Annotated in this window: 19 protein-coding genes; 10 read left to right on the plus strand and 9 right to left on the minus strand. The window is 71.0% G+C overall.

What is annotated here, in order from left to right; all coding sequences use genetic code 11:
- The first annotated feature begins 9 nt into the window (after positions 1-9).
- From flgG to flgH, 3 genes are read left to right on the plus strand one after another with little or no spacing between them, the layout of a single operon-like run.
- Entirely contained in the window at positions 10-801 is a 792-nt protein-coding gene (flgG, locus tag MKK88_RS29935; RefSeq protein WP_244006616.1) for a flagellar basal-body rod protein FlgG, read from the plus strand.
- A 23-nt stretch (positions 802-824) separates the two neighbouring features.
- Positions 825-1961 carry a flagellar basal body P-ring formation chaperone FlgA gene (gene flgA / locus MKK88_RS29940; protein ID WP_409566729.1) on the plus strand — a complete coding sequence of 379 codons (1137 nt, stop codon included), beginning with the start codon at positions 825-827 and terminating at the stop codon, positions 1959-1961.
- A 33-nt stretch (positions 1962-1994) separates the two neighbouring features.
- Positions 1995-2744, plus strand: a complete 750-nt coding sequence (gene flgH, locus MKK88_RS29945; RefSeq protein WP_244006624.1) for a flagellar basal body L-ring protein FlgH — start codon at positions 1995-1997, stop codon at positions 2742-2744.
- Positions 2745-2816: 72 nt separating this feature from the next.
- Here the strand turns inward: flgH and MKK88_RS29950 are convergent, their stop codons facing one another.
- From MKK88_RS29950 to MKK88_RS29965, 4 genes are all read right to left on the minus strand, one after another.
- Positions 2817-4124 (minus strand): Gfo/Idh/MocA family protein, encoded by a 1308-nt coding sequence (locus MKK88_RS29950; protein WP_244006626.1) that lies wholly within the window; start codon positions 4122-4124, stop codon positions 2817-2819.
- A gap of 107 nt (positions 4125-4231) precedes the next feature.
- A complete protein-coding gene (locus MKK88_RS29955) occupies positions 4232-4990 on the minus strand; it encodes a phosphatase PAP2 family protein (protein ID WP_244006628.1) in 759 nt (252 codons plus the stop codon).
- Between the two features lie 292 nt (positions 4991-5282).
- Positions 5283-5801: a 2'-5' RNA ligase family protein gene (locus MKK88_RS29960; protein ID WP_244006639.1), complete on the minus strand. Its 519-nt coding sequence runs from the start codon at positions 5799-5801 to the stop codon at positions 5283-5285.
- A 25-nt stretch (positions 5802-5826) separates the two neighbouring features.
- Complete coding sequence (locus tag MKK88_RS29965) at positions 5827-6948, minus strand: SPL family radical SAM protein (RefSeq protein WP_244006640.1); 1122 nt, start codon at positions 6946-6948, stop codon at positions 5827-5829.
- Positions 6949-7021: 73 nt separating this feature from the next.
- Between MKK88_RS29965 and MKK88_RS29970 the strand changes: the two genes are divergently transcribed.
- Entirely contained in the window at positions 7022-7984 is a 963-nt protein-coding gene (locus MKK88_RS29970) for an alginate O-acetyltransferase AlgX-related protein (protein ID WP_244006641.1), read from the plus strand.
- Here MKK88_RS29970 and MKK88_RS29975 read toward each other — a convergent pair.
- The gene (locus MKK88_RS29975; RefSeq protein ID WP_244006643.1) at positions 7978-8202 is read right to left on the minus strand and encodes a hypothetical protein; all 225 of its coding nucleotides are present in this window, start codon (positions 8200-8202) and stop codon (positions 7978-7980) included. The genes MKK88_RS29970 and MKK88_RS29975 overlap by 7 nt on opposite strands.
- A 234-nt stretch (positions 8203-8436) precedes the next feature.
- Between MKK88_RS29975 and MKK88_RS29980 the strand changes: the two genes are divergently transcribed.
- The 6 genes from MKK88_RS29980 (at position 8437) to MKK88_RS30005 (ending at position 12693) form a co-directional block, all read left to right on the plus strand.
- A complete protein-coding gene (locus MKK88_RS29980) occupies positions 8437-9414 on the plus strand; it encodes a glutathione S-transferase family protein (protein ID WP_244006645.1) in 978 nt (325 codons plus the stop codon).
- A gap of 112 nt (positions 9415-9526) precedes the next feature.
- Positions 9527-9994 (plus strand): hypothetical protein, encoded by a 468-nt coding sequence (locus MKK88_RS29985; protein WP_244006647.1) that lies wholly within the window; start codon positions 9527-9529, stop codon positions 9992-9994.
- Positions 9995-10079: 85 nt separating this feature from the next.
- On the plus strand, positions 10080-10994 hold the full coding sequence (trxA, locus tag MKK88_RS29990; RefSeq protein WP_244006653.1) for a thioredoxin: 915 nt from the start codon (positions 10080-10082) through the stop codon (positions 10992-10994).
- A gap of 49 nt (positions 10995-11043) precedes the next feature.
- Positions 11044-11709 carry an LON peptidase substrate-binding domain-containing protein gene (locus tag MKK88_RS29995; RefSeq protein ID WP_244006655.1) on the plus strand — a complete coding sequence of 222 codons (666 nt, stop codon included), beginning with the start codon at positions 11044-11046 and terminating at the stop codon, positions 11707-11709.
- A 12-nt stretch (positions 11710-11721) separates the two neighbouring features.
- Positions 11722-11925, plus strand: coding sequence for a Trm112 family protein (locus MKK88_RS30000; RefSeq protein ID WP_244006657.1), 204 nt, complete (start codon positions 11722-11724; stop codon positions 11923-11925).
- A 378-nt stretch (positions 11926-12303) separates the two neighbouring features.
- Positions 12304-12693: a hypothetical protein gene (locus MKK88_RS30005; RefSeq protein ID WP_244006659.1), complete on the plus strand. Its 390-nt coding sequence runs from the start codon at positions 12304-12306 to the stop codon at positions 12691-12693.
- Between the two features lie 6 nt (positions 12694-12699).
- Here MKK88_RS30005 and MKK88_RS30010 read toward each other — a convergent pair whose 3' ends face one another.
- The 4 genes from MKK88_RS30010 to MKK88_RS30025 form a co-directional block, all read right to left on the minus strand.
- Entirely contained in the window at positions 12700-13062 is a 363-nt protein-coding gene (locus MKK88_RS30010; protein WP_091719129.1) for an STAS/SEC14 domain-containing protein, read from the minus strand.
- A 77-nt stretch (positions 13063-13139) separates the two neighbouring features.
- Positions 13140-15335 carry a primosomal protein N' gene (locus MKK88_RS30015; RefSeq protein WP_244006660.1) on the minus strand — a complete coding sequence of 732 codons (2196 nt, stop codon included), beginning with the start codon at positions 15333-15335 and terminating at the stop codon, positions 13140-13142.
- 42 nt (positions 15336-15377) lie between these two features.
- Complete coding sequence (locus MKK88_RS30020) at positions 15378-16544, minus strand: MFS transporter (RefSeq protein ID WP_244006662.1); 1167 nt, start codon at positions 16542-16544, stop codon at positions 15378-15380.
- A 53-nt stretch (positions 16545-16597) separates the two neighbouring features.
- On the minus strand, positions 16598-16855 hold the full coding sequence (locus MKK88_RS30025) for a hypothetical protein (protein WP_244006663.1): 258 nt from the start codon (positions 16853-16855) through the stop codon (positions 16598-16600).
- Positions 16856-16942: the final 87 nt, after the last annotated feature.

The raw sequence follows: 16942 nt of genomic DNA on the forward strand, positions 1-16942 counted from the left end.
GCCTAGGCGATGCGTGCCCTCTACTCCGCCGCCACCGGCATGGCGGCCCAGGAACTGAACGTCCAGGTCATCTCCAACAACATCGCGAACCTGCGCACCACCGGCTACAAGCGTCAGCAGGTGCATTTCCAGGATCTGCTCTACCAGAACCTGCGCCGGGCCGGCTCCTCGACCTCCGAGCAGAACACGCAGCTCCCCGCCGGGCTGGCGATCGGCTCGGGCGTGAAGACGACCTCCACCGCCCGGGTGATGTCGCAGGGCACGCTCACCTCGACCGAGAAGGATTACGACGTCGCCATCCGCGGCGAGGGCTTCTTCCGGGTGACGATGCCGGACGGGCGCACCGGCTATACCCGGGACGGCTCCTTCGACCTCTCGGCCACGGGCCAGCTCGTCACCCGCGACGGCTACCTGCTCGATCCGGCCATCGCCGTGCCGCAGACCGCGACCTCGGTGACGATCAGCGCCACCGGCGCCGTGCAGGCGACGCTGCCGGGCCAGACGGCGCCGCAATCGCTCGGCCAGTTCCAGCTCTCGCGCTTCGTCAACAAGGTCGGCCTCGAATCGATCGGCGACAACCTGTTCGTGGAGACCGCGGCCTCCGGCCCGGCGATCAGCGCGCTGCCGGGGTCCGAGGGCTTCGGCAATCTCCAGCAGAGCTACCTCGAGGAGGCCAACGTGAATGCCGTCACCGAGATCTCGTCGCTGATCGCGGCGCAGCGCGCCTACGAGATGAACTCGAAGGTCGTCACCGCCGCCGACCAGATGCTCTCCACCGCCTCGCAGATGTTCCGCAGCTAAGCGCGCCGCTGAGATTTCCGACGATGTATGCCGGCATGCACCCAGACTCCGCCTTCGAAGCCTCCATCCTGCCGCTCGTCAGCACGGCGGCGGACGAGAGCGACCTCAGCCCGATCGTCCGCCGGCCCCGGCCGCGGGTGGCGCCCCTCGGCATGGCCGTGGTGCTCCGCACGGTCCTGGCCGTGCTGGCCTTCGCGACGCTCGGCGCGCTGGCGATCCCCGCCATGGCCCGGGCCGAGGGCTTGCGCCTGCGTGGCGACGTGACCGCCCGCGGCGACGTGCTGACGCTGGCCGACCTCGTCGAGGGGGCACCGACGGCGCTGGCCGCGCGGCCTCTGTTCCGCGCGCCCGCCCTGGGGGCGACCGGGACGATCCAGAGTCGCCGGATCGTCGAGGCCGCCGCCGCCCTCGGCCTCTCCGACCTGGAGACCGGCGGCCGGATGCAGATCGCCGTGCAGCGGGCCGCCCGCCGCATCGGCGCACCGGAGATCGAGGCCGCGCTCAAGCGGGGGCTGGAGAGCGGCTACGGCCTCGATCCGCGCAACGTCGCAGTCCGGTTCGACGGCGACGGGCCGATCCTGCTGGCGCCGGTCGATCTTCAGGGTCAGGCCGCCGCCCTCGATCTGACCTACGACCCGCGCTCCCGCCGGGTCGCCGGCCTCGTCAGCCTCGGCGAGCGCCAAGCGTCGCTGCGCGTCTCCGGTGTGGTTCTCGAGATGCGCGAGGTGGCGGTGCTCGCCCGCAACCTCGACCGGGGCGAGGCGCTGAAGGAGGGGGATTTCGCCCTGGAACGCCGGCCGCGCGACTCCGTGCCCGCGGATGCGCAGGCGAGCACCAGCGCCGTCGGCGAGGTCGCCCAGCACGTCCTGGCGGCCGGGACGGTGCTCCGGATCAGCGACACGGCCCCGCCCGAACTCGTCGCCCGGGGCGAGAGCGTGACCATCGTGTACGAGACGCCGAGCATCAGCCTCGCCATGCGCGGCCTCGCCAATCAGGCCGGCCGCCTCGGCGCCGTGGTTAACGTCGTCAACACCGCCTCGCAGAAGGTCCTGCAGGCGACCGTGATCGGCCCCGGCCGGGTCTCGGTGGGCCCCGGCCCCGCGACCCAGCAGCAGGCGGCTGCCACCGCCCCGCTCCAGGCGACCGCGTCCCTGCGCTGATCGCCCGTTCCGCCCGTGTTCAAGAGTATCCCGATGCCCCCTCGCACCGCCCTGAAGCCGCTCGCCGCCGCGCTGATCGCCGGTGCGCTCGGCGCCTGCAACACCGCGGACCGGCTCTCGCAGGTCGGCGCGACCCCGGCGCTCTCGGCGATCGAGGACCCGACCACGCAGCCGGGCTACAAGCCGGTGCGGATGCCGATGCCCGACGTGCAGCCGGTCTCCTACGCGCCGAACTCGCTCTGGCGCACCGGCTCGCGCGCCTTCTTCAAGGACCAGCGCGCCGCCCGGCTCGGCGACATCCTGACCGTCAAGGTCAACGTCACCGACCAGGCCAACATCAGCAACGAGACGAAGCGAAGCCGCGCCAACACCGAGAGCTTCGGCCTGCCGAACGCCCTGGGGCTGGAGAACAATGCGGTCGGCAAGTCGTTCGGCGTGGGCAGCACGGCGCTGCTCGCCGCCACCTCGGCGACCGCCAATGACGGGGCCGGCTCGGTTCAGCGCGCCGAGACCGTGACGACCAACGTCGCCGCCGTGGTCACCCAGGTGCTGCCCAACGGCAACCTCGTGGTCGAGGGCAAGCAGGAGATCCGGGTCAATTTTGAGATCCGCGAGATGGTGGTGGCCGGCGTGGTCCGCCCGGAGGACATCGAATCCGACAACACCATCGATTCGGCCAAGATCGCCCAGGCCCGGATCGCCTATGGTGGCCGCGGGCAGATCACCGACGTGCAGCAGCCGCGCTACGGCCAGCAGATCGTGGATATTCTGCTGCCGTTCTGATGCAGGGCCATTCGCGCGTCGTGCTGTAACGCGCGCCGCGGCCTTGCGCGATCCCGGAACGAGGCGCGGCCCTCAGCCCGCCTCCTCCGGCTCCGGCCCGCGGGTCACGTCGAGGCCCGAGCCGGCGCCCTCGGGCGGCCCGACCTTCACCGGGGCACTGGTGCGGGCGGATTCGTAGATCGCCTCCATCAGCACCTGATCCTGCAACCCCTCCTCGCCGGGGGTGCGCGGGCGCAGGTTCTCCTGAACGCAGCGGGAAAAGTGGTCCATCTCCAGGGCGAACTGGTTCTTCGGGCTCAGGATGCGCTCGTCCCGGGCCGCGTTCTTGCCGTCGCGGTGGCCAACGAACAGCCGCTGGCCCTGATAGGCGAAGGCGTTCTGCAGATCGATGGAGGCGTTGCTCGTGTGCAGGGTCAGGCTGCGGGCTTCATAGACGCCGTAGCTCGACTGGCATTGCGCGATCACGCCCGAGGGGAAGCGCATCGTAAAGCTCACCGTCTCCTCGACCTCGCGGTACTTCGGATCATCGGGCGGCGAGTGGATCTGCGCCTGGATCTGGTCGGGCTCCTCGCCCAGCACGGCCCGGGTGGTGTTGAGGCAGTAGAGCCCGATATCCGGTAGCGAGCCGCCGCCCGAAAGCGCCTTGCGCAGGCGCCACTGCTCCGGCAGGCCGGTGGTCTGGCCGTTGAAGGCCTGGATCAGCTTCGGCTTGCCGAACTCGCCGGTGCGGGCGAGCCGGATCACCGCGCGATTGTGCGGCTCGTACTGGCAGCGATAGGCGATCATCAGCTTGACGTTGGCCTTGGCGCAGGCCGCGATCATGTCGCGGCATTCCTGGGAGGAGACCGCCATCGGCTTCTCGCAGAGCACCTGCTTGCCGGCGGAAGCGGCTGCCAGGACATTGTCGCGATGCACGCCGTTCGGCGTCACCACGTAGACCGCCTGGACCTCCGGGTTGGCCTTGAGCCGATCCCATTCGTCGTAGCCGTAGACTGCGTCGTCCGGCAGGCCGTACTGGCGCGCCACGAGCTTGGCCTTGTCGGGGGAGCCCGACATCACCGCGGCGAGCCGCGAGCGCTTGGCCTCGCCGAAGGCGGGAAGAATCTCGTCGAGGCTCAGGCGTCCGAGACCCACGACGCAGTAGCCCACGCGCTGGCCCGGGGGCTGCGGGGCGGGGGTCGGTGCCGGCGGACGGTCGCCCGAGCCCCGCCAGTTCGGGAACATCACCCGGCCGCCCTGGACCGCGCCGGTATCGGCCGGGACCGCGGGCGGTGCCGGCGGGGCCGCCTGGGCGCCGTTGCCGCCGATCGCCGCGCCCGCCAGGGCGCTGCCGGCGGCCAGAAGGGTACGTCGAGAGAGCCGTGTATCGTCGTCCGCCATGGGCCTCGCCGTGTCGCTGATCGGAGGTGCGGCGCCGGAGGAGGGGCCGTCCGCCCCATCAACGCCGCCGGGCGCCGGGCTGTTTCCGGACTCGCCCGGTCGCATCGTCACGCCGGGGGCGGCGGATCCGGGGCCTCGACCTCGCCGCGGCGCTGCAACTGGAGGGCGACGAACCAGCACAGGCAGGCCCAGGCGGCGCCGATGCACCAGCCGGCCAGCACGTCGCTCGGCCAGTGGACGCCGAGATAGATCCGGCTGATCCCGACCAGCAGGGTTGTGGTCACACCCAGACCGAGCAGCAGCGCCTTCGCGGGCCGGTTCCGCTCCACCCGGGCCACCAGGGTGGCCAGCGTCAGGTAGGCGATGGCCGACATGGTGGCGTGGCCGCTCGGGAAGCTCGCGGTGAACACCTCCATGCCGTGCGGCACGAGGTCGGGCCGCGGCCGCTGGTAGAACAGCTTCAGCACCGTGGAGACCAGTTCGCCGCTGCCGACGGCGGCCAGCACGTAGAGGCCGATCCTTCGACGGCCGGAGACCGCCAGATAGGCCGCCACCGCGCAGGTCAGGAACAGGACCGTGAAGACGCTGCCGAGCCCGGTGATGTCGCGCATCGTCTCCTCGAGCCAGGGTGGCCCGATCGGGTCGGAGAGATCGGCGGGGTTGCGCAGGGCGAGCAGGATGCGGCGGTCGAGGGCCGCCGTCGAGCCCTCGCCGACCTCGTGGGCGAGATAGAAGAAGCCGTAGCCCAGGATGCTGAGGCCGAGGAGCGCCACGAGGGGGCCGACCTCGTTGAGGCGCAGCCGCAGCCACACGGCCGTGGCGGGCTCGATCAGGCGGTTGTGCCGCAGGGTGCCGGGGACCTTCACGGGGTGGCCCCTGGGAGAGAGGGGACTGGAGAGGTAGCGAGATTTCGGCTCGAGGGCTTCAAGATGGCACGCGGGTCCCTTCTCCCGTGCGGGAGGGGGACAGGGTGAGGGATGAGACGTTTCAGAACGAGGCGCGCCCTGTCGGCGCATTGATCGCGGGTCCGATCCGGAGCGTTCTCCGCCCTCACCCCAACCCGCTTCCGAACGGGAGAGGGGGCCTGTCGCGCACTGTCACCGGCGCAGGAGACCTGCGAAGAGTGGCGAGCATCGTCGGCGCGCGGGGCAGGGACCATCAGGCGTTCTCCCTGAAGGGCAGGCGGGCGACGTCTTCCCACGGCCCCCTGAGATATCGCCAGAGCAGCGTCGCCGGGGCCGTGAAGCGGAACGGCGCGAAGCCCGCCTGGAGATCGGCATGGAGCGCCCGCGCCGTCGCGGGGTCGACCTTGTTCTGCACCGTCACATGCGGACGCCAGCCCTGCCGGTCCTGCGCGGTGAGATACGGCTCGAACGTCTTCGCGAGGCGGCTGCGGAACCCCGCCAGGGCCTCCGATTCGAGGGCGTAGGCGACGCCGCGGCCGGTGAAGCGGACGCCCGTCACCGCGACCTCCGGGGGCGGCAGCGTCCGGGCGAGGGCCGTGATGGCCTCGATGACGCCGCGCTCCCGGTCCCCCGGCAGGTGGTGGAACAGGGTCGCGTGGGCCGGGATGAAGTTCAGCGTCTCGGGAAAATACCGGCGCCGCTCGCCGTCGAAGCGCGCGAAGGTCGGCTCGTCGAAGGCGAGGGTGAGGATCAGGGGGGCCGCGTCTTGCATCCCGCCGAGATGGCGCCCGCAAGCCTCAGGTCCAGTACAGCACCCGCGCCGCCGGCAGGTCCCGGGCGAGGCAGGCGGTGAGATGGCCGCGCATCGCCTGCATCAGCGCCTTCGGGAAGACGTGCTTCACCGTGCCGAACTTGGTGCGCTTCTCCACGCGCTCGGCCTCGTCGAGGGGCAGGTCCGAGCCCGGATACCAGCCGCGCAGCACCGTCTTCGAGATCGGGGTGAAGCGGTGGGTGATGAGTTCCGCGGTGAGGTCGAGATCGGGCGCGCCGGCGAGCGCGTCGGCGGCGTCGCGGATCAGCCCGGCATAGGCCGCCTCCCAGTCCGGCACCGGCAGGATCGGCGCGATCGTCAGCCCCACGGGATAGCCCGCCCGCGCCATCTGGCCCAAAGCCGAGAGCCGCGCGTCGAGGGTGTCGGTGCCACCCTCGTAGCGGGCCGCCGGCCGGGCATTGACCGAGAACCGGATCCGCGTGCGCCGGTTGTGCGGCAGGTCGAGGAGCGGCGCGACCGCGGCGAATTTCGTGGTGAAGCGCAGCTGCACCGGCGCGTCCCAGGCCCCGAAATGCCGGATCGCCGCCGAGAGCGAGCCGGTGAGGTGCTCGATCCCCAGCGGATCGGTGTAGCAGGAGGCCTCGAAGGTGGTGCCTTCCTGCGCCCGCTCGGTCGAGGCCGAGGTCACAGCGCCGCGCCCCGCATAGGATTCGAGATTGCCCAGGATCGCGTCGAGATTGGCGTAGGCGCGGGTCACCGGCGGCCCCTGGAGCGAGCCCGCGAGGTAGCAGTACTGGCAATGGGCCGGGCAGCCCTCCGCGAGGTCGAAGCGCCAGTCGGCCGAGGGCGGGATCGGCTGGAGCCGCAGCTTCGTCGGCGGCGCCACCGTCAGCGCGAGGGTCGCCTTGGCGGCCGTGTAGGCGCGGCGCGGGTCCGGCTCGCGCGGGCTCGGCAGGCGATTGGCCGACAGGCGCTCGACGGCCAGGCCCAGCGCCTCGGCGCGCGCCAGCATCGCCCGGCCGTGGGCGTGGTCCAGCGCCGCCGGCGTCACCAGCACCCGGCGTGGGCGCCACAGGCGGGACGGGCGGGCCGTTTCGACCGGCGCGTCAGCAGGATCTTCGAGGGCCAGTGCGGGGGCGGACGACATCCCAGTCGAACGCGCAGCCGCACGGAGCGGGTCCGCCCTAGTCGCCCGGCCGCGGTGCGGCTAAAGCACCGCCATGTCTGCAGGCAGGGAGAGCGTTCATGTCGGCCGTGACGGCTGGTTGTTTCTCATCGGGGGGACCAACCGCGTCCTGGACCGCTATCGCGGCGGCCTGCGGCACTGGCTCCTGCTGCGGAGCTGGGCGCGGCTGATCCGGGCCCGCGCCCGGCGCGCGGAGCGCCTGGGCATCCGCTGCCTCCACGTGATCGTGCCGGAGAAGCTGTCGGTCTACGACGATCGGACCGACGGCCTGCGCTACGATCCGGCCAAGGCCTCGACCCGCCGCCTCGCCCGGCTCCTCGCACGCAACCCCGCCTATCTCGATCTCCTGGCCCCGCTCCGGGCCGCCCGGAACGGGCCGGTACCCCTCTACCTGCGCACCGACACCCACTGGACCGCGCAGGGCTGCCTGCTGGCCTATCGCGCGATCATGCGGGTGCTCGGGGCCGTCCCGCCCGCCGATATCGGCGCCCGCCCGCGGATCGTCTCGGACGAGTTGATGGATCTCGGCGAGAAGCTGCGCGAGCGGCCGCGGGAACGCATCGAGCGGTTCGGGCTGCAGCGCGATTCACGCCGGGTCGAGACCGGGCCGCTGCTCGCCGCCTACGAGGCGGAGGGACGCGACCGGGAGGTGCATGTCGGTGCGCATGTCGTCTACCGGAACGATGCGCCGACCGCCGATCCGCGTCGGCTCGTCCTGTTCGGCGATTCCTGCGCGCATTTCGACCCGTTCATGTTGACCGGGCTCCTCGCCGAGAGCTTCTGCGAGGTTCACTTCATCTGGTCGGCGGGCCTCGACTGGCCCTACATCGAGCGCGTGCGCCCCGACATCCTGCTGTTCGAAGTGGCAGAGCGGTTCCTGGCGCGCCTCCCAAAGGACGATTTCGACGTGACGGTCGCTGGCCAGCGCGGGACGGGCGGGCGCCTCGCGCAGATCCGACAGCGTGGTCTGACGCCGCGGACGGCGCCCGATCAGTAGATCGCCGTGTCCATGGCGGTGAAGTCGCCGATGCTGGCCGCCTGGTACTTGGCGAAGGATTCCGGCGCGCAGGCGATGCCGATCATCAGGACCAGGAGGGTGACGAGGCAGGCCAGCGTCGCCGTGACCACGTCCGCGTGGCGTCTCAGAGCGTGGATCACCAGGCATCCGAAAGTGAACAGGGCCGCCTCAGCGACGGGCACCAGCGCGAACGACATCACTCATCTCCAACGCGATTCCGCGCGACCGATCCGGCCGGTCGCGACTGACGATGGAGAAGAGATGACGGATTTTGCTGCACTGCAACAGAAGGGCGCGTGCAAGCCTGCCTTGCGCAGAAATCGCGGGCCGGCGGGAACGCATCGCGCGGGGGACGATGCACACCGGCGTCTTCCCGAAAAACGCCGCGCGACCCATCTGAGCCCGGGATCGTTCGCGGACAGGATACGACGATGGGCCTTCTGGTAGACGGCGTCTGGCGCGACCAGTGGTACGACACGGCCTCCACGGGCGGCCGTTTCGAGCGGAAGGCCTCAAGCTTCCGCAACTGGGTCACGGCCGATGGATCGCCGGGGCCCTCAGGCGAGGGCGGCTTTCCCGCCGAGCCCGGCCGCTACCACCTCTATATCTCGCTGGCCTGCCCCTGGGCTCACCGCACCCTGATCGGCCGTGCCCTGAAGGGACTGGAGGACGTGATTGGCGTCTCGGTGGTCGATCCACATATGGGCGCGGAGGGCTGGGTGTTCGGCGACACGCCGGGCGCGACGCCGGACATGATCCACGGCGCCCGGCGCCTGTACGAAGTCTATCGGGCGGCCGAGCCGACCTATACCGGCCGCGTGACGGTGCCGGTGCTCTGGGATCGGCAGCGCGCCACCATCGTGTCGAACGAATCCGCCGAGATCCTCCGGATGCTGAACGGCGCCTTCGGGGGCACTGGACCCGACCTCTATCCCGCGGATCTGCGCGCCGAGATCGACGCGCTCAACGCCCGCATCTACGACCGGGTAAACAACGGCGTGTACAAGGCGGGCTTCGCCACCGCCCAGGCGGCCTACGCGGACGCCTTCGAGGCCCTGTTCGCGGAACTCGACGCCCTGGAGGCGCGCCTCGCCCGCGGCCGCTATCTGTGCGGCGACCGGCTGACCGAGGCCGACATCCGCCTGTTCACCACGCTGGTGCGGTTCGACGCGGTCTATGTCGGCCACTTCAAGTGCAACAAGCGCCGGATCGCGGATTATCCCAACCTGTCGAACTACCTGCGCGACCTCTACGCGCTCCCGGGGGTCGCGCCGACCGTGAACCTTACGCATATCAAGCGGCACTATTACGAGAGCCACCCGACCATCAACCCGACCGGGATCGTGCCGCTGGGGCCGGACCTCGATTTGTCCGCGCCCAACGACCGGACGCTGCGCTTCGCAAACTAGCCGGACTCGGCGTGCGCGTCCGGCGGGCCGATGGCTATCCCTGAGCCGTGGCCCTCGACGTCCGCCACGCGGGGCCTAATTCGGCCTGCAACCGGAGGATGCCCCAAACGCCATGACGATTCGTCTGCGCCTTGTCCTGTTTTGTGCCCTCCTCGGACTGCCCTGCACGGCACACGCGCAGGCGGCGCTGCGGCTGGAGGGGACCTGCGAGAAGCTCGTGATCGGCACGCAGGATCTGAGCGCGTCCTGCAGCAACGTGCTGAACAATGCGGTGAGCCGCAACCGCACCAGCTTCGACTTCACCACCGCGGACGGCCAGACGCTCAGCTTCAGCGGCAACGGCGCCCAACAGGAGGCGACCGAGGAGACCGATCCGCTGCAGCCGATCAACGTCGTGACCATCGGCAAGGACGCCGCCCCAACGCTGGCGATCGGCGCCTGCCGCTTCTCCACCCCGGAACCGGGGCGCACGGCGATCACCTGCGAGGCGAGCGCGGCGGACGGGCGTGCCTTCGCGGGGACCTTCGTGACCGCCGCCAAAGCGGCAACGGGCGCGCCGGCTTCCCCACCGGCACGCTGAGCAGGGTAGCCCGATCCGGACTGGTCAGACGGCCTCGAAGGCCCCATCTAAGGGGCTCCAGCAAAAAGGTTCCGAAGCCAGACCGATGCTCAATGACACCCTCGCCGGGGGCGCTTCCCCGGCCGTCGACACCGGCTCCCTGATCAAGGACACGACCACGGCGAGCTTCCGTCAGGACGTGCTCGCCGAGTCGATGCATCGGCCTGTTCTGGTCGATTTCTGGGCGCCCTGGTGCGGGCCCTGCAAGCAGCTGACGCCGGTGCTGGAGAAGGTCGTCACGGAGGCCGCGGGCGCGGTCGCCCTGGTGAAGATGAACATCGACGAGCATCCCTCGATCGCGGGGCAGCTCGGCATCCAGTCGATCCCTGCGGTGATCGTCTTCCAGAAGGGCCAGCCGGTCGACGGCTTCATGGGCGCGGTGCCGGAGAGCCAGATCAAGGAGTTGATCGGGCGCGTAGCCGGGCCGGCCCAGGATCCGATCGAGGCCGCGCTCGCGGACGCGACAGCTCTGATCGAGGAGGGCGACCTCGCGGGCGCCTCCGAGATCTACGCGGCGATTCTGGAGCAACAGCCCGACAACGTCCCGGCGCTGGCGGGCCTCGCCAAGATGCAGCTCGACGCCGGCGAGGTCGAGAACGCCAAGCGCGTTCTGGCGATGGTGCCGGAGGAGAAAGCGAATGACCCGGCGCTCGCCGGGATCCGCGCAGCCCTGGAACTCGCCGAGCAGGCGGCCGCGCTCGGCGACCTCGCGGGTCTGCAGCGGGCGGTGGAGGCTGATCCGGATGCCCACCAGGCGCGGTTCGACCTCGCCCTGGGGTTGGCGGCAAAGGGCGAGCGCGGACAGGCGGTCGATCACCTGATCGAGCTGCGCAAACGCGACAAGGACTGGAACGACGACGGGGCGCGCAAGCAGCTCCTGCAATTCTTCGAGGCCTGGGGCGTGATGGATCCCGACACGATCCGCGGGCGACGCAAGCTCTCGGCGCTTCTGTTCTCGTGAAGCGCCGGCTCGCGCTCCGGCCTACCTGTCCGCCCCTCTGGGAGGCGCCATGAGCACCCATGCGAGCTACAAGGGCCCGGCGGATTGCCCCGCGGTGATCCCGGTCTTTCCCCTCTCGGGCGCGCTGCTGCTGCCGCGCGGCCAGATGCCGCTGAACGTCTTCGAGCCGCGCTATCTGGCGATGGTCGACGATGCGATGCGGACCGACCGGATCATCGGGATGATCCAGCCCGATCCGGAAAACGCGGGCGGCCTGAACCCGAAGCTCTATCGCGTCGGCTGCGCCGGCCGGATCACGCAATATGCCGAGACCGGCGACGGGCGCTACCTGATCTCGCTCACTGGGATCAGCCGCTTCCGGGTCGAGAGCGAACTGGCCTCGGCCAGCCTCTACCGGCGCTGCCACGTCTCCTACGACACCTTCGCGGTGGACTTCGAACCCCGGGCGGGCGAGGAGCATGTCGACCGCCCGGGCGTGCTGAAGGCGCTCCGCGACTTCGTGGAATCGAACGATCTGAAGGTGGATTGGGCGGGGATCGACGAGGCGCCCGACGAGGCGCTGGTCAACGCCCTCTGCATGATGAGCCCGTTCGGCGTCCGCGAGAAGCAGGCGATGCTGGAGGCCCCCGACCTGAAGACCCGGGCGGAGATCCTGATCGCGGTCACCCAGATGGAACTGGTTCGCGGCGCAGGCCCCGAATCGACGATGCAGTAGGTTTCACGCACGATGAGCAACGAGCTGACAGCCCCCGTCGAGGCGACCCGCGTCGACCCGAAGCTCCTGGAGATCCTGGTCTGTCCGCTGACCAAGGGCACGCTGGAATATGATTTCGCCCGCCAGGAGCTGATCAGCCGCTCCGCCAAGCTCGCCTATCCGATCCGCGACGGCATCCCGATCATGCTGCCGGAGGAGGCGCGGCCGCTGGATTGAGGGCGTCCGGTATTTGCCAAGGGAAAAAACGGTTGCCGGCGCCTCTCCCTCCCCCGCAAAGGGGGGGAGGGGTCGCACGGCGACGTCGCGCCTCGACCCGGCGCCGATAGGTGAGGTGGACCCGCCGAGCGGTCTTCAACTTTCCTGATCAACTGCCTGAGCCCAAGCAACGCTCGGTGCCCCCTCCAGGATACGGCCAAGCATCGGATCGCCACGGGTCGACTTTCCGGCCCGGTCTGGCTATAAGGTCTGATCTCGCCGGACATCTCCGGCGGCCATAATCTTGCCGTGTCGCGCGTTCAGCGCGGAGTCATCCTCGATCGACGATTCTGCGTGCTGCCCCGCGCGGCACCTGAATTGCTGAAAGACGAACCCCGCATGCTCAAGTCCGTCGCCCTCACGGCCCTCGCCGCCGGTCTCTCCCTGCCGATCTGTGCCGCCGCATCCGCGGAACCGGGCACGCATAACGGCACGTGGTCGGTGGAACTGGTGACCGAGAGCGGCCTGTGCAGCGCCCGTTACACTTACGCCCTCGCCATTCGCGAAGGGCAGGTGCAGCTCGTCTCCGGCAGCGCCGGCGTCCGGGTGAACGGGCATGTCGGAGCCGACGGCCTCGTGGGCCTGAGCGTCAGCAACGGTGCGGCGACCGGCACCGGGACGGGCCGGCTCCAGGCCGGAACCGGCACCGGCACCTGGAAGGTGTCGTCGCTCTGCTCTGGCCACTGGACCGCGCGGCGCAGCAACACCCGCACCGCGCAGGCCGAGTAAGTCCGCTCAGGCCGCCGCGGCGAGCCAGTTGCGCGCGTCTTCGAGGCGGGCGCGCTCGAACACCTTGATCTGCGTCGGAGAGACGAAGTTGAAGGTCTCGGCCAGAGCCTTCAGCCAGGGCGCGTCGGTGACGAGGGCGACGTGGCTGATGCTCTTCATCATCGAGATCCCGAAACGCGGGTCCTTGAAGAAGGCCGCGGGCTCCATGCCCTCGAAGGCGCGGATATCCTCAAGCAGCTTGATCTTGCCGCCCTTGTCGAGGTCGGCCTTCATGGCGGTCATCGCCGCGTTCATCTCCTCGTCGGTGATCTTCCCGTCGACCACGATCTCGGCGACATTCGAATCCGGCGTCTTGGTGTAGGTCAGCACTGATCGCTCCTCCGGGAATCGCCCGCGCCCCGTCGCCGATCTCCGGCCCGGGTCCGCGGCCCGTGTAGACGAGTCTCCTACAAAAAGCTCTGGGGGTCGACATCGATCGCGACCCGGACATTGCCGCGCACCTTCGGGCCCCGGGCGAGCCAGGAGCGCAGATAATTCTGGAGATCGACGTTGCGCTCGGTCTTCACCAGCAACCGGAAGCGGTAGCGCCCGCGCACCAGGGCCAGCGGCGCCTCGGCGGGGCCGAGCACCATCACGCCCTCGGGCGGATCGGCGGCGCGGGCGAGCGCCTGCCCGTGCGCCTCCGCGACGGCCCGGTCGCTCGCCGACACGATCAGCGCCGCGAGCCGGCCGAAGGGCGGCAGGCCGGCCGCCTCCCGGGCCTGGATCTCCTCCTGATAGAACCGCTCGGCATCCCCCGACAGCAGCGCCGCGATCACCGGATGGTCCGGCTGGTAGGTCTGGACCAGGGCCCGACCGGGCTTCTCGCCGCGCCCGGCGCGGCCGGTGACCTGCTGGAGCAGCTGGAAGGTGCGCTCCGCCGCCCGGGGATCGCCCGAGGTCAGGCCGATATCCGCATCGAGCACGCCGACCAGTGTCAGGAACGGGAAGTTGTGGCCCTTGGCCACGAGCTGTGTACCGATCACCACGTCGCATTCCCCGGCCGCCACCGCGTCGAGCTCCTGCCGCAGGCGCTCGGCGCCCCCGGGGAAGTCGCTCGACAGCACGACGATGCGCCGGCCCGGAAACACCTCGGCGGCCTCCTCGGCGATCCGCTCGACCCCGGGGCCGCAGGCGGTGAGATTGTCGAAGGTGCCGCATTCGGTGCAGGCCTCCGGCCGTCGCTCGGCGTAGCCGCATTGGTGGCAGACGAGGGCCCGGCGGAAGCGGTGCTCCACCAGCCAGGTCGAGCAGTTCTTGCACTGGTACCGATGGCCGCAGGCCCGGCACAGGGTCAGCGGCGCATAGCCCCGGCGGTTGAGGAACAGCAGTGCCTGCTCGCCGCGCTCCAGGGTGTGCTTGACCGCGTTGACCAGCGGCGGGCTGAGGAAGCGCCCGCGCTCGGGCTGGTCCCGGCGCATGTCGATCGCCGCGATGTCGGGCATCTTCCGGCCGCCGAAGCGTTCGGGCAGGAGCACGTGCCGGTAGCGCCCCCGGGCGGCGTTGACCCGCGTCTCGATGGCCGGCGTCGCCGAGGTCAGCACCACCGGGCAGCCTTCCAGGCGCCCGCGCACCACCGCCATGTCGCGGGCGTGATAGTGGACGCCGTCCTCCTGCTTGTAGGCGGTCTCGTGCTCCTCATCGACCACGATCAGGCCGAGCCGCGCGAAGGGCAGGAACAGGGCCGAGCGGGCACCGACCACCACCAGGGCCTCGCCCTCGGCCACCGCGGCCCGCAGCCGCTCGCGTCGTTTGCCGCCGATCCCGGAATGCCACGCCGCCGGCCGCACACCGAAGCGCGCCGCGAACCGGTCGAGGAACTGCGCCGTCAGGGCAATCTCGGGCATCAGGATCAGCGCCTGGAGCCCCGCTCGGATGCAGGCCGCCACCGCCTCGAAATAGACCTCGGTCTTGCCCGAGCCCGTGACGCCCTCCAGCAGGACCGGCCGCAGATCGGCGGCCGCCTCCGTCGCACCGGACGGCCGGTGCCACGGAAAGCCCTCCAGCAGCTCATCGACGGCCCCGCCCTGCGCGGGGGAGAGCGGCGTCCGTGGGAAGTCGGGATCGGGCCGCGGGGCGACCGGTTCGGGCTCGACCGCCACGGTCTCCAAGACGCCGTCGTCGATCAGCCCGTCCACGACGGAGACGGAGACCCCGGCCTCCTTGGCGAGGGCGCTCTTGCCGCGCAGGGCGCCGTCAATGGCGACCGCCAGGACCTTGGTGCGGGCGGGGGTCGGCCGGGACGGGGGCTTGTCGGTGATGCGCACGGCGACCCGGATGGTCTCGGCGGCGTTGGTCTCGTCGGGCAGGCGCAGCACCATGGACAAGGCCGAGCCCTTGGGCGCCAGCGTATAGCGGGCGATCCAGTCCACGAGGCTGCGCAGCGGCTCGGACAGGGGTGGGTAGGGCAGGCGGCCCGTCACCGGCCGCAGGTTCGAGCCGCCGGCGGTCTCGGCCAGCCCCCAGACGACGCCGACGATCTCGCGCGGGCCCAGCGGCACCTGAACCACGTCGCCGGTGGCAAGGTCGAGCCCGGCCGGCACCACGTAGCTGTAGGGCGTGTCGAGGGCGAGCGGGATCAGGATCTCGGCGACAGACGGCATCAGGGCGTTTCGGCGGCTCCGTTCCGGGTCCGTACCACAGGTTCAGCGCGTCCGCAGGCCGGGCACCAGGGGCAGGGCGGCGAGGCTCAAGGCCGCCATCGCCCAGAAGGCTTTCGCCCCGACGGCGCCGTAGAGCCAGCCGGAGGCCAGCGTCGCCAGCACGCCGGACAGGCCGAGGCCGAGCGTCCCGTAGAGGGCGAGCGCGGTAGCGCGCCGCTCCGGCGGCGTGGTCTCCTCGATCAGGCCGAGGCAGGCGAGATGCAGGAGCGCGAAGCTCAAGCCATGCAGCGCCTCGACGGCGGCGAGGGCCGGCACCCAGACGGTCGCGCCCAGCACCGCCCAGCGGAGCGCCCCCGCGCAGGCCGCCACCGCGATGCCGGCCGGGAGTCCGATCCGGGCCAGAAGGGGCGGTCCGACGAGCAGGAAGACGAGGACCTCGGCCGCCACCGAGACCGACCAGAGCAGGCCGGCGGTCCCGGCCGCGATCCCGGCGGAGCGCCACAGGATCATGGCGAACCCGTCATGCATGGCGTGGGCGCCGATCACCAGGGCGGCGGCCATCACCGTCCGGCGGAAGCGTGGGAGCGCCACGAGTTCGGCGAAGCCCCGCCAGGGCGGTTCGGCGGCCACCGATCCGATCCGGCCGGCGGGCAGGGCGAGGGAGGCGACAGACGCGGCGAGGAACAGGGCGCTGCTGGCCCAGAGGGCGGCAGCGAGGCCCGCTGCCGCGATCAGCCATCCCGCCGCCACGGTGGCGGCGATGAAGGCCGCCGAGCCGGCCCCGCGGACCCAGCCGTACTGGAAGGCCGCCCCGCCGCGCGCAGCCGCCAGCGCCAGGGCATCGGCGAGCGGGGCAGAGGCGGCGGTGCCCGCCGCGTAGAGGAGGCCCGGCCCGATCAGCGGCGCGAACCCGGCGCCGGGCAGGTGGGCCAGGACGGCGAGGCCTGCCACGGCGAGGCTCGCTGCCAGGATCGGGCGGGCGGCCTGCCGCCGGTCGGCCCAGGATCCGGCCAAGGGGCCGATGACGAGGCGCAGGGCGCCCGCGGCGGCGAGGAACAGCCCGATCTCACCGGAACTCAGGCCGCGCGCCGCCAGGAAACCCGGCAGGATCGGCGAGAGGACGCCGTAGGCCCCATAAAGCGTGCCGTAGAGGACGAGGAAGCGAGCGAGGCCGCCTCTACACCCCGCGCTGATCGTGTCCGCCCCCATTGGCGGAGCGTAGCACTGCTGAGGCCCCCGGCGTCAGAGCCGATGCGATGCCTTCAGCAGGGGCGACGGACCGCGTAGCGATAGCGCCGGCCCTGCGCGTCGAGCAATTCGCTGTCGGGGCTCTCCTGCCAGACGACCTCATCCTCGGGCCCTGCCGCATCGGTCAGGGTCGCCCCGCGGACGATATCGAGGCTGAGGCCGAAACCGTAATTGGTGGCGGTCGCGTCGGTGATCGCGGCCGAGATGTCGGCCTCGTCGGGCAGGCAGGCGAACAGGACGCCGTCGGAAATGGCCAGGGTGTAGGTTTGCACGAATGGGCTCCAGCGGATGCCATGGGCATGGACCAGCATGCGAGCGCCCGAACCTATGCATCGCGACCGGGATGTGAACCCTCCCCA

It is taken from the genome of Methylobacterium sp. E-005 (genome assembly GCF_022829725.1).
Taxonomy (GTDB): domain Bacteria; phylum Pseudomonadota; class Alphaproteobacteria; order Rhizobiales; family Beijerinckiaceae; genus Methylobacterium.

What these genes read in the sequence shown, in the direction of transcription:
- MKK88_RS30000 (WP_244006657.1), top strand. Translation starts at nt 11,722, where the DNA reads ATGAGCAACGAGCTGACAGCCCCCGTCGAGGCGACCCGCGTCGACCCG.
- MKK88_RS29995 (WP_244006655.1), top strand. Translation starts at nt 11,044, where the DNA reads ATGAGCACCCATGCGAGCTACAAGGGCCCGGCGGATTGCCCCGCGGTG.
- MKK88_RS30020 (WP_244006662.1), bottom strand. Translation starts at nt 16,544, where the DNA reads ATGGGGGCGGACACGATCAGCGCGGGGTGTAGAGGCGGCCTCGCTCGC.
- MKK88_RS29980 (WP_244006645.1), top strand. Translation starts at nt 8,437, where the DNA reads ATGGGCCTTCTGGTAGACGGCGTCTGGCGCGACCAGTGGTACGACACG.
- flgH (WP_244006624.1), top strand. Translation starts at nt 1,995, where the DNA reads ATGCCCCCTCGCACCGCCCTGAAGCCGCTCGCCGCCGCGCTGATCGCC.
- MKK88_RS29965 (WP_244006640.1), bottom strand. Translation starts at nt 6,948, where the DNA reads ATGTCGTCCGCCCCCGCACTGGCCCTCGAAGATCCTGCTGACGCGCCG.
- MKK88_RS30015 (WP_244006660.1), bottom strand. Translation starts at nt 15,335, where the DNA reads ATGCCGTCTGTCGCCGAGATCCTGATCCCGCTCGCCCTCGACACGCCC.
- flgA (WP_409566729.1), top strand. Translation starts at nt 825, where the DNA reads ATGTATGCCGGCATGCACCCAGACTCCGCCTTCGAAGCCTCCATCCTG.
- MKK88_RS30005 (WP_244006659.1), top strand. Translation starts at nt 12,304, where the DNA reads ATGCTCAAGTCCGTCGCCCTCACGGCCCTCGCCGCCGGTCTCTCCCTG.
- MKK88_RS29975 (WP_244006643.1), bottom strand. Translation starts at nt 8,202, where the DNA reads ATGTCGTTCGCGCTGGTGCCCGTCGCTGAGGCGGCCCTGTTCACTTTC.
- flgG (WP_244006616.1), top strand. Translation starts at nt 10, where the DNA reads ATGCGTGCCCTCTACTCCGCCGCCACCGGCATGGCGGCCCAGGAACTG.
- trxA (WP_244006653.1), top strand. Translation starts at nt 10,080, where the DNA reads ATGCTCAATGACACCCTCGCCGGGGGCGCTTCCCCGGCCGTCGACACC.
- MKK88_RS29960 (WP_244006639.1), bottom strand. Translation starts at nt 5,801, where the DNA reads ATGCAAGACGCGGCCCCCCTGATCCTCACCCTCGCCTTCGACGAGCCG.
- MKK88_RS29950 (WP_244006626.1), bottom strand. Translation starts at nt 4,124, where the DNA reads ATGGCGGACGACGATACACGGCTCTCTCGACGTACCCTTCTGGCCGCC.
- MKK88_RS29970 (WP_244006641.1), top strand. Translation starts at nt 7,022, where the DNA reads ATGTCTGCAGGCAGGGAGAGCGTTCATGTCGGCCGTGACGGCTGGTTG.
- MKK88_RS29985 (WP_244006647.1), top strand. Translation starts at nt 9,527, where the DNA reads ATGACGATTCGTCTGCGCCTTGTCCTGTTTTGTGCCCTCCTCGGACTG.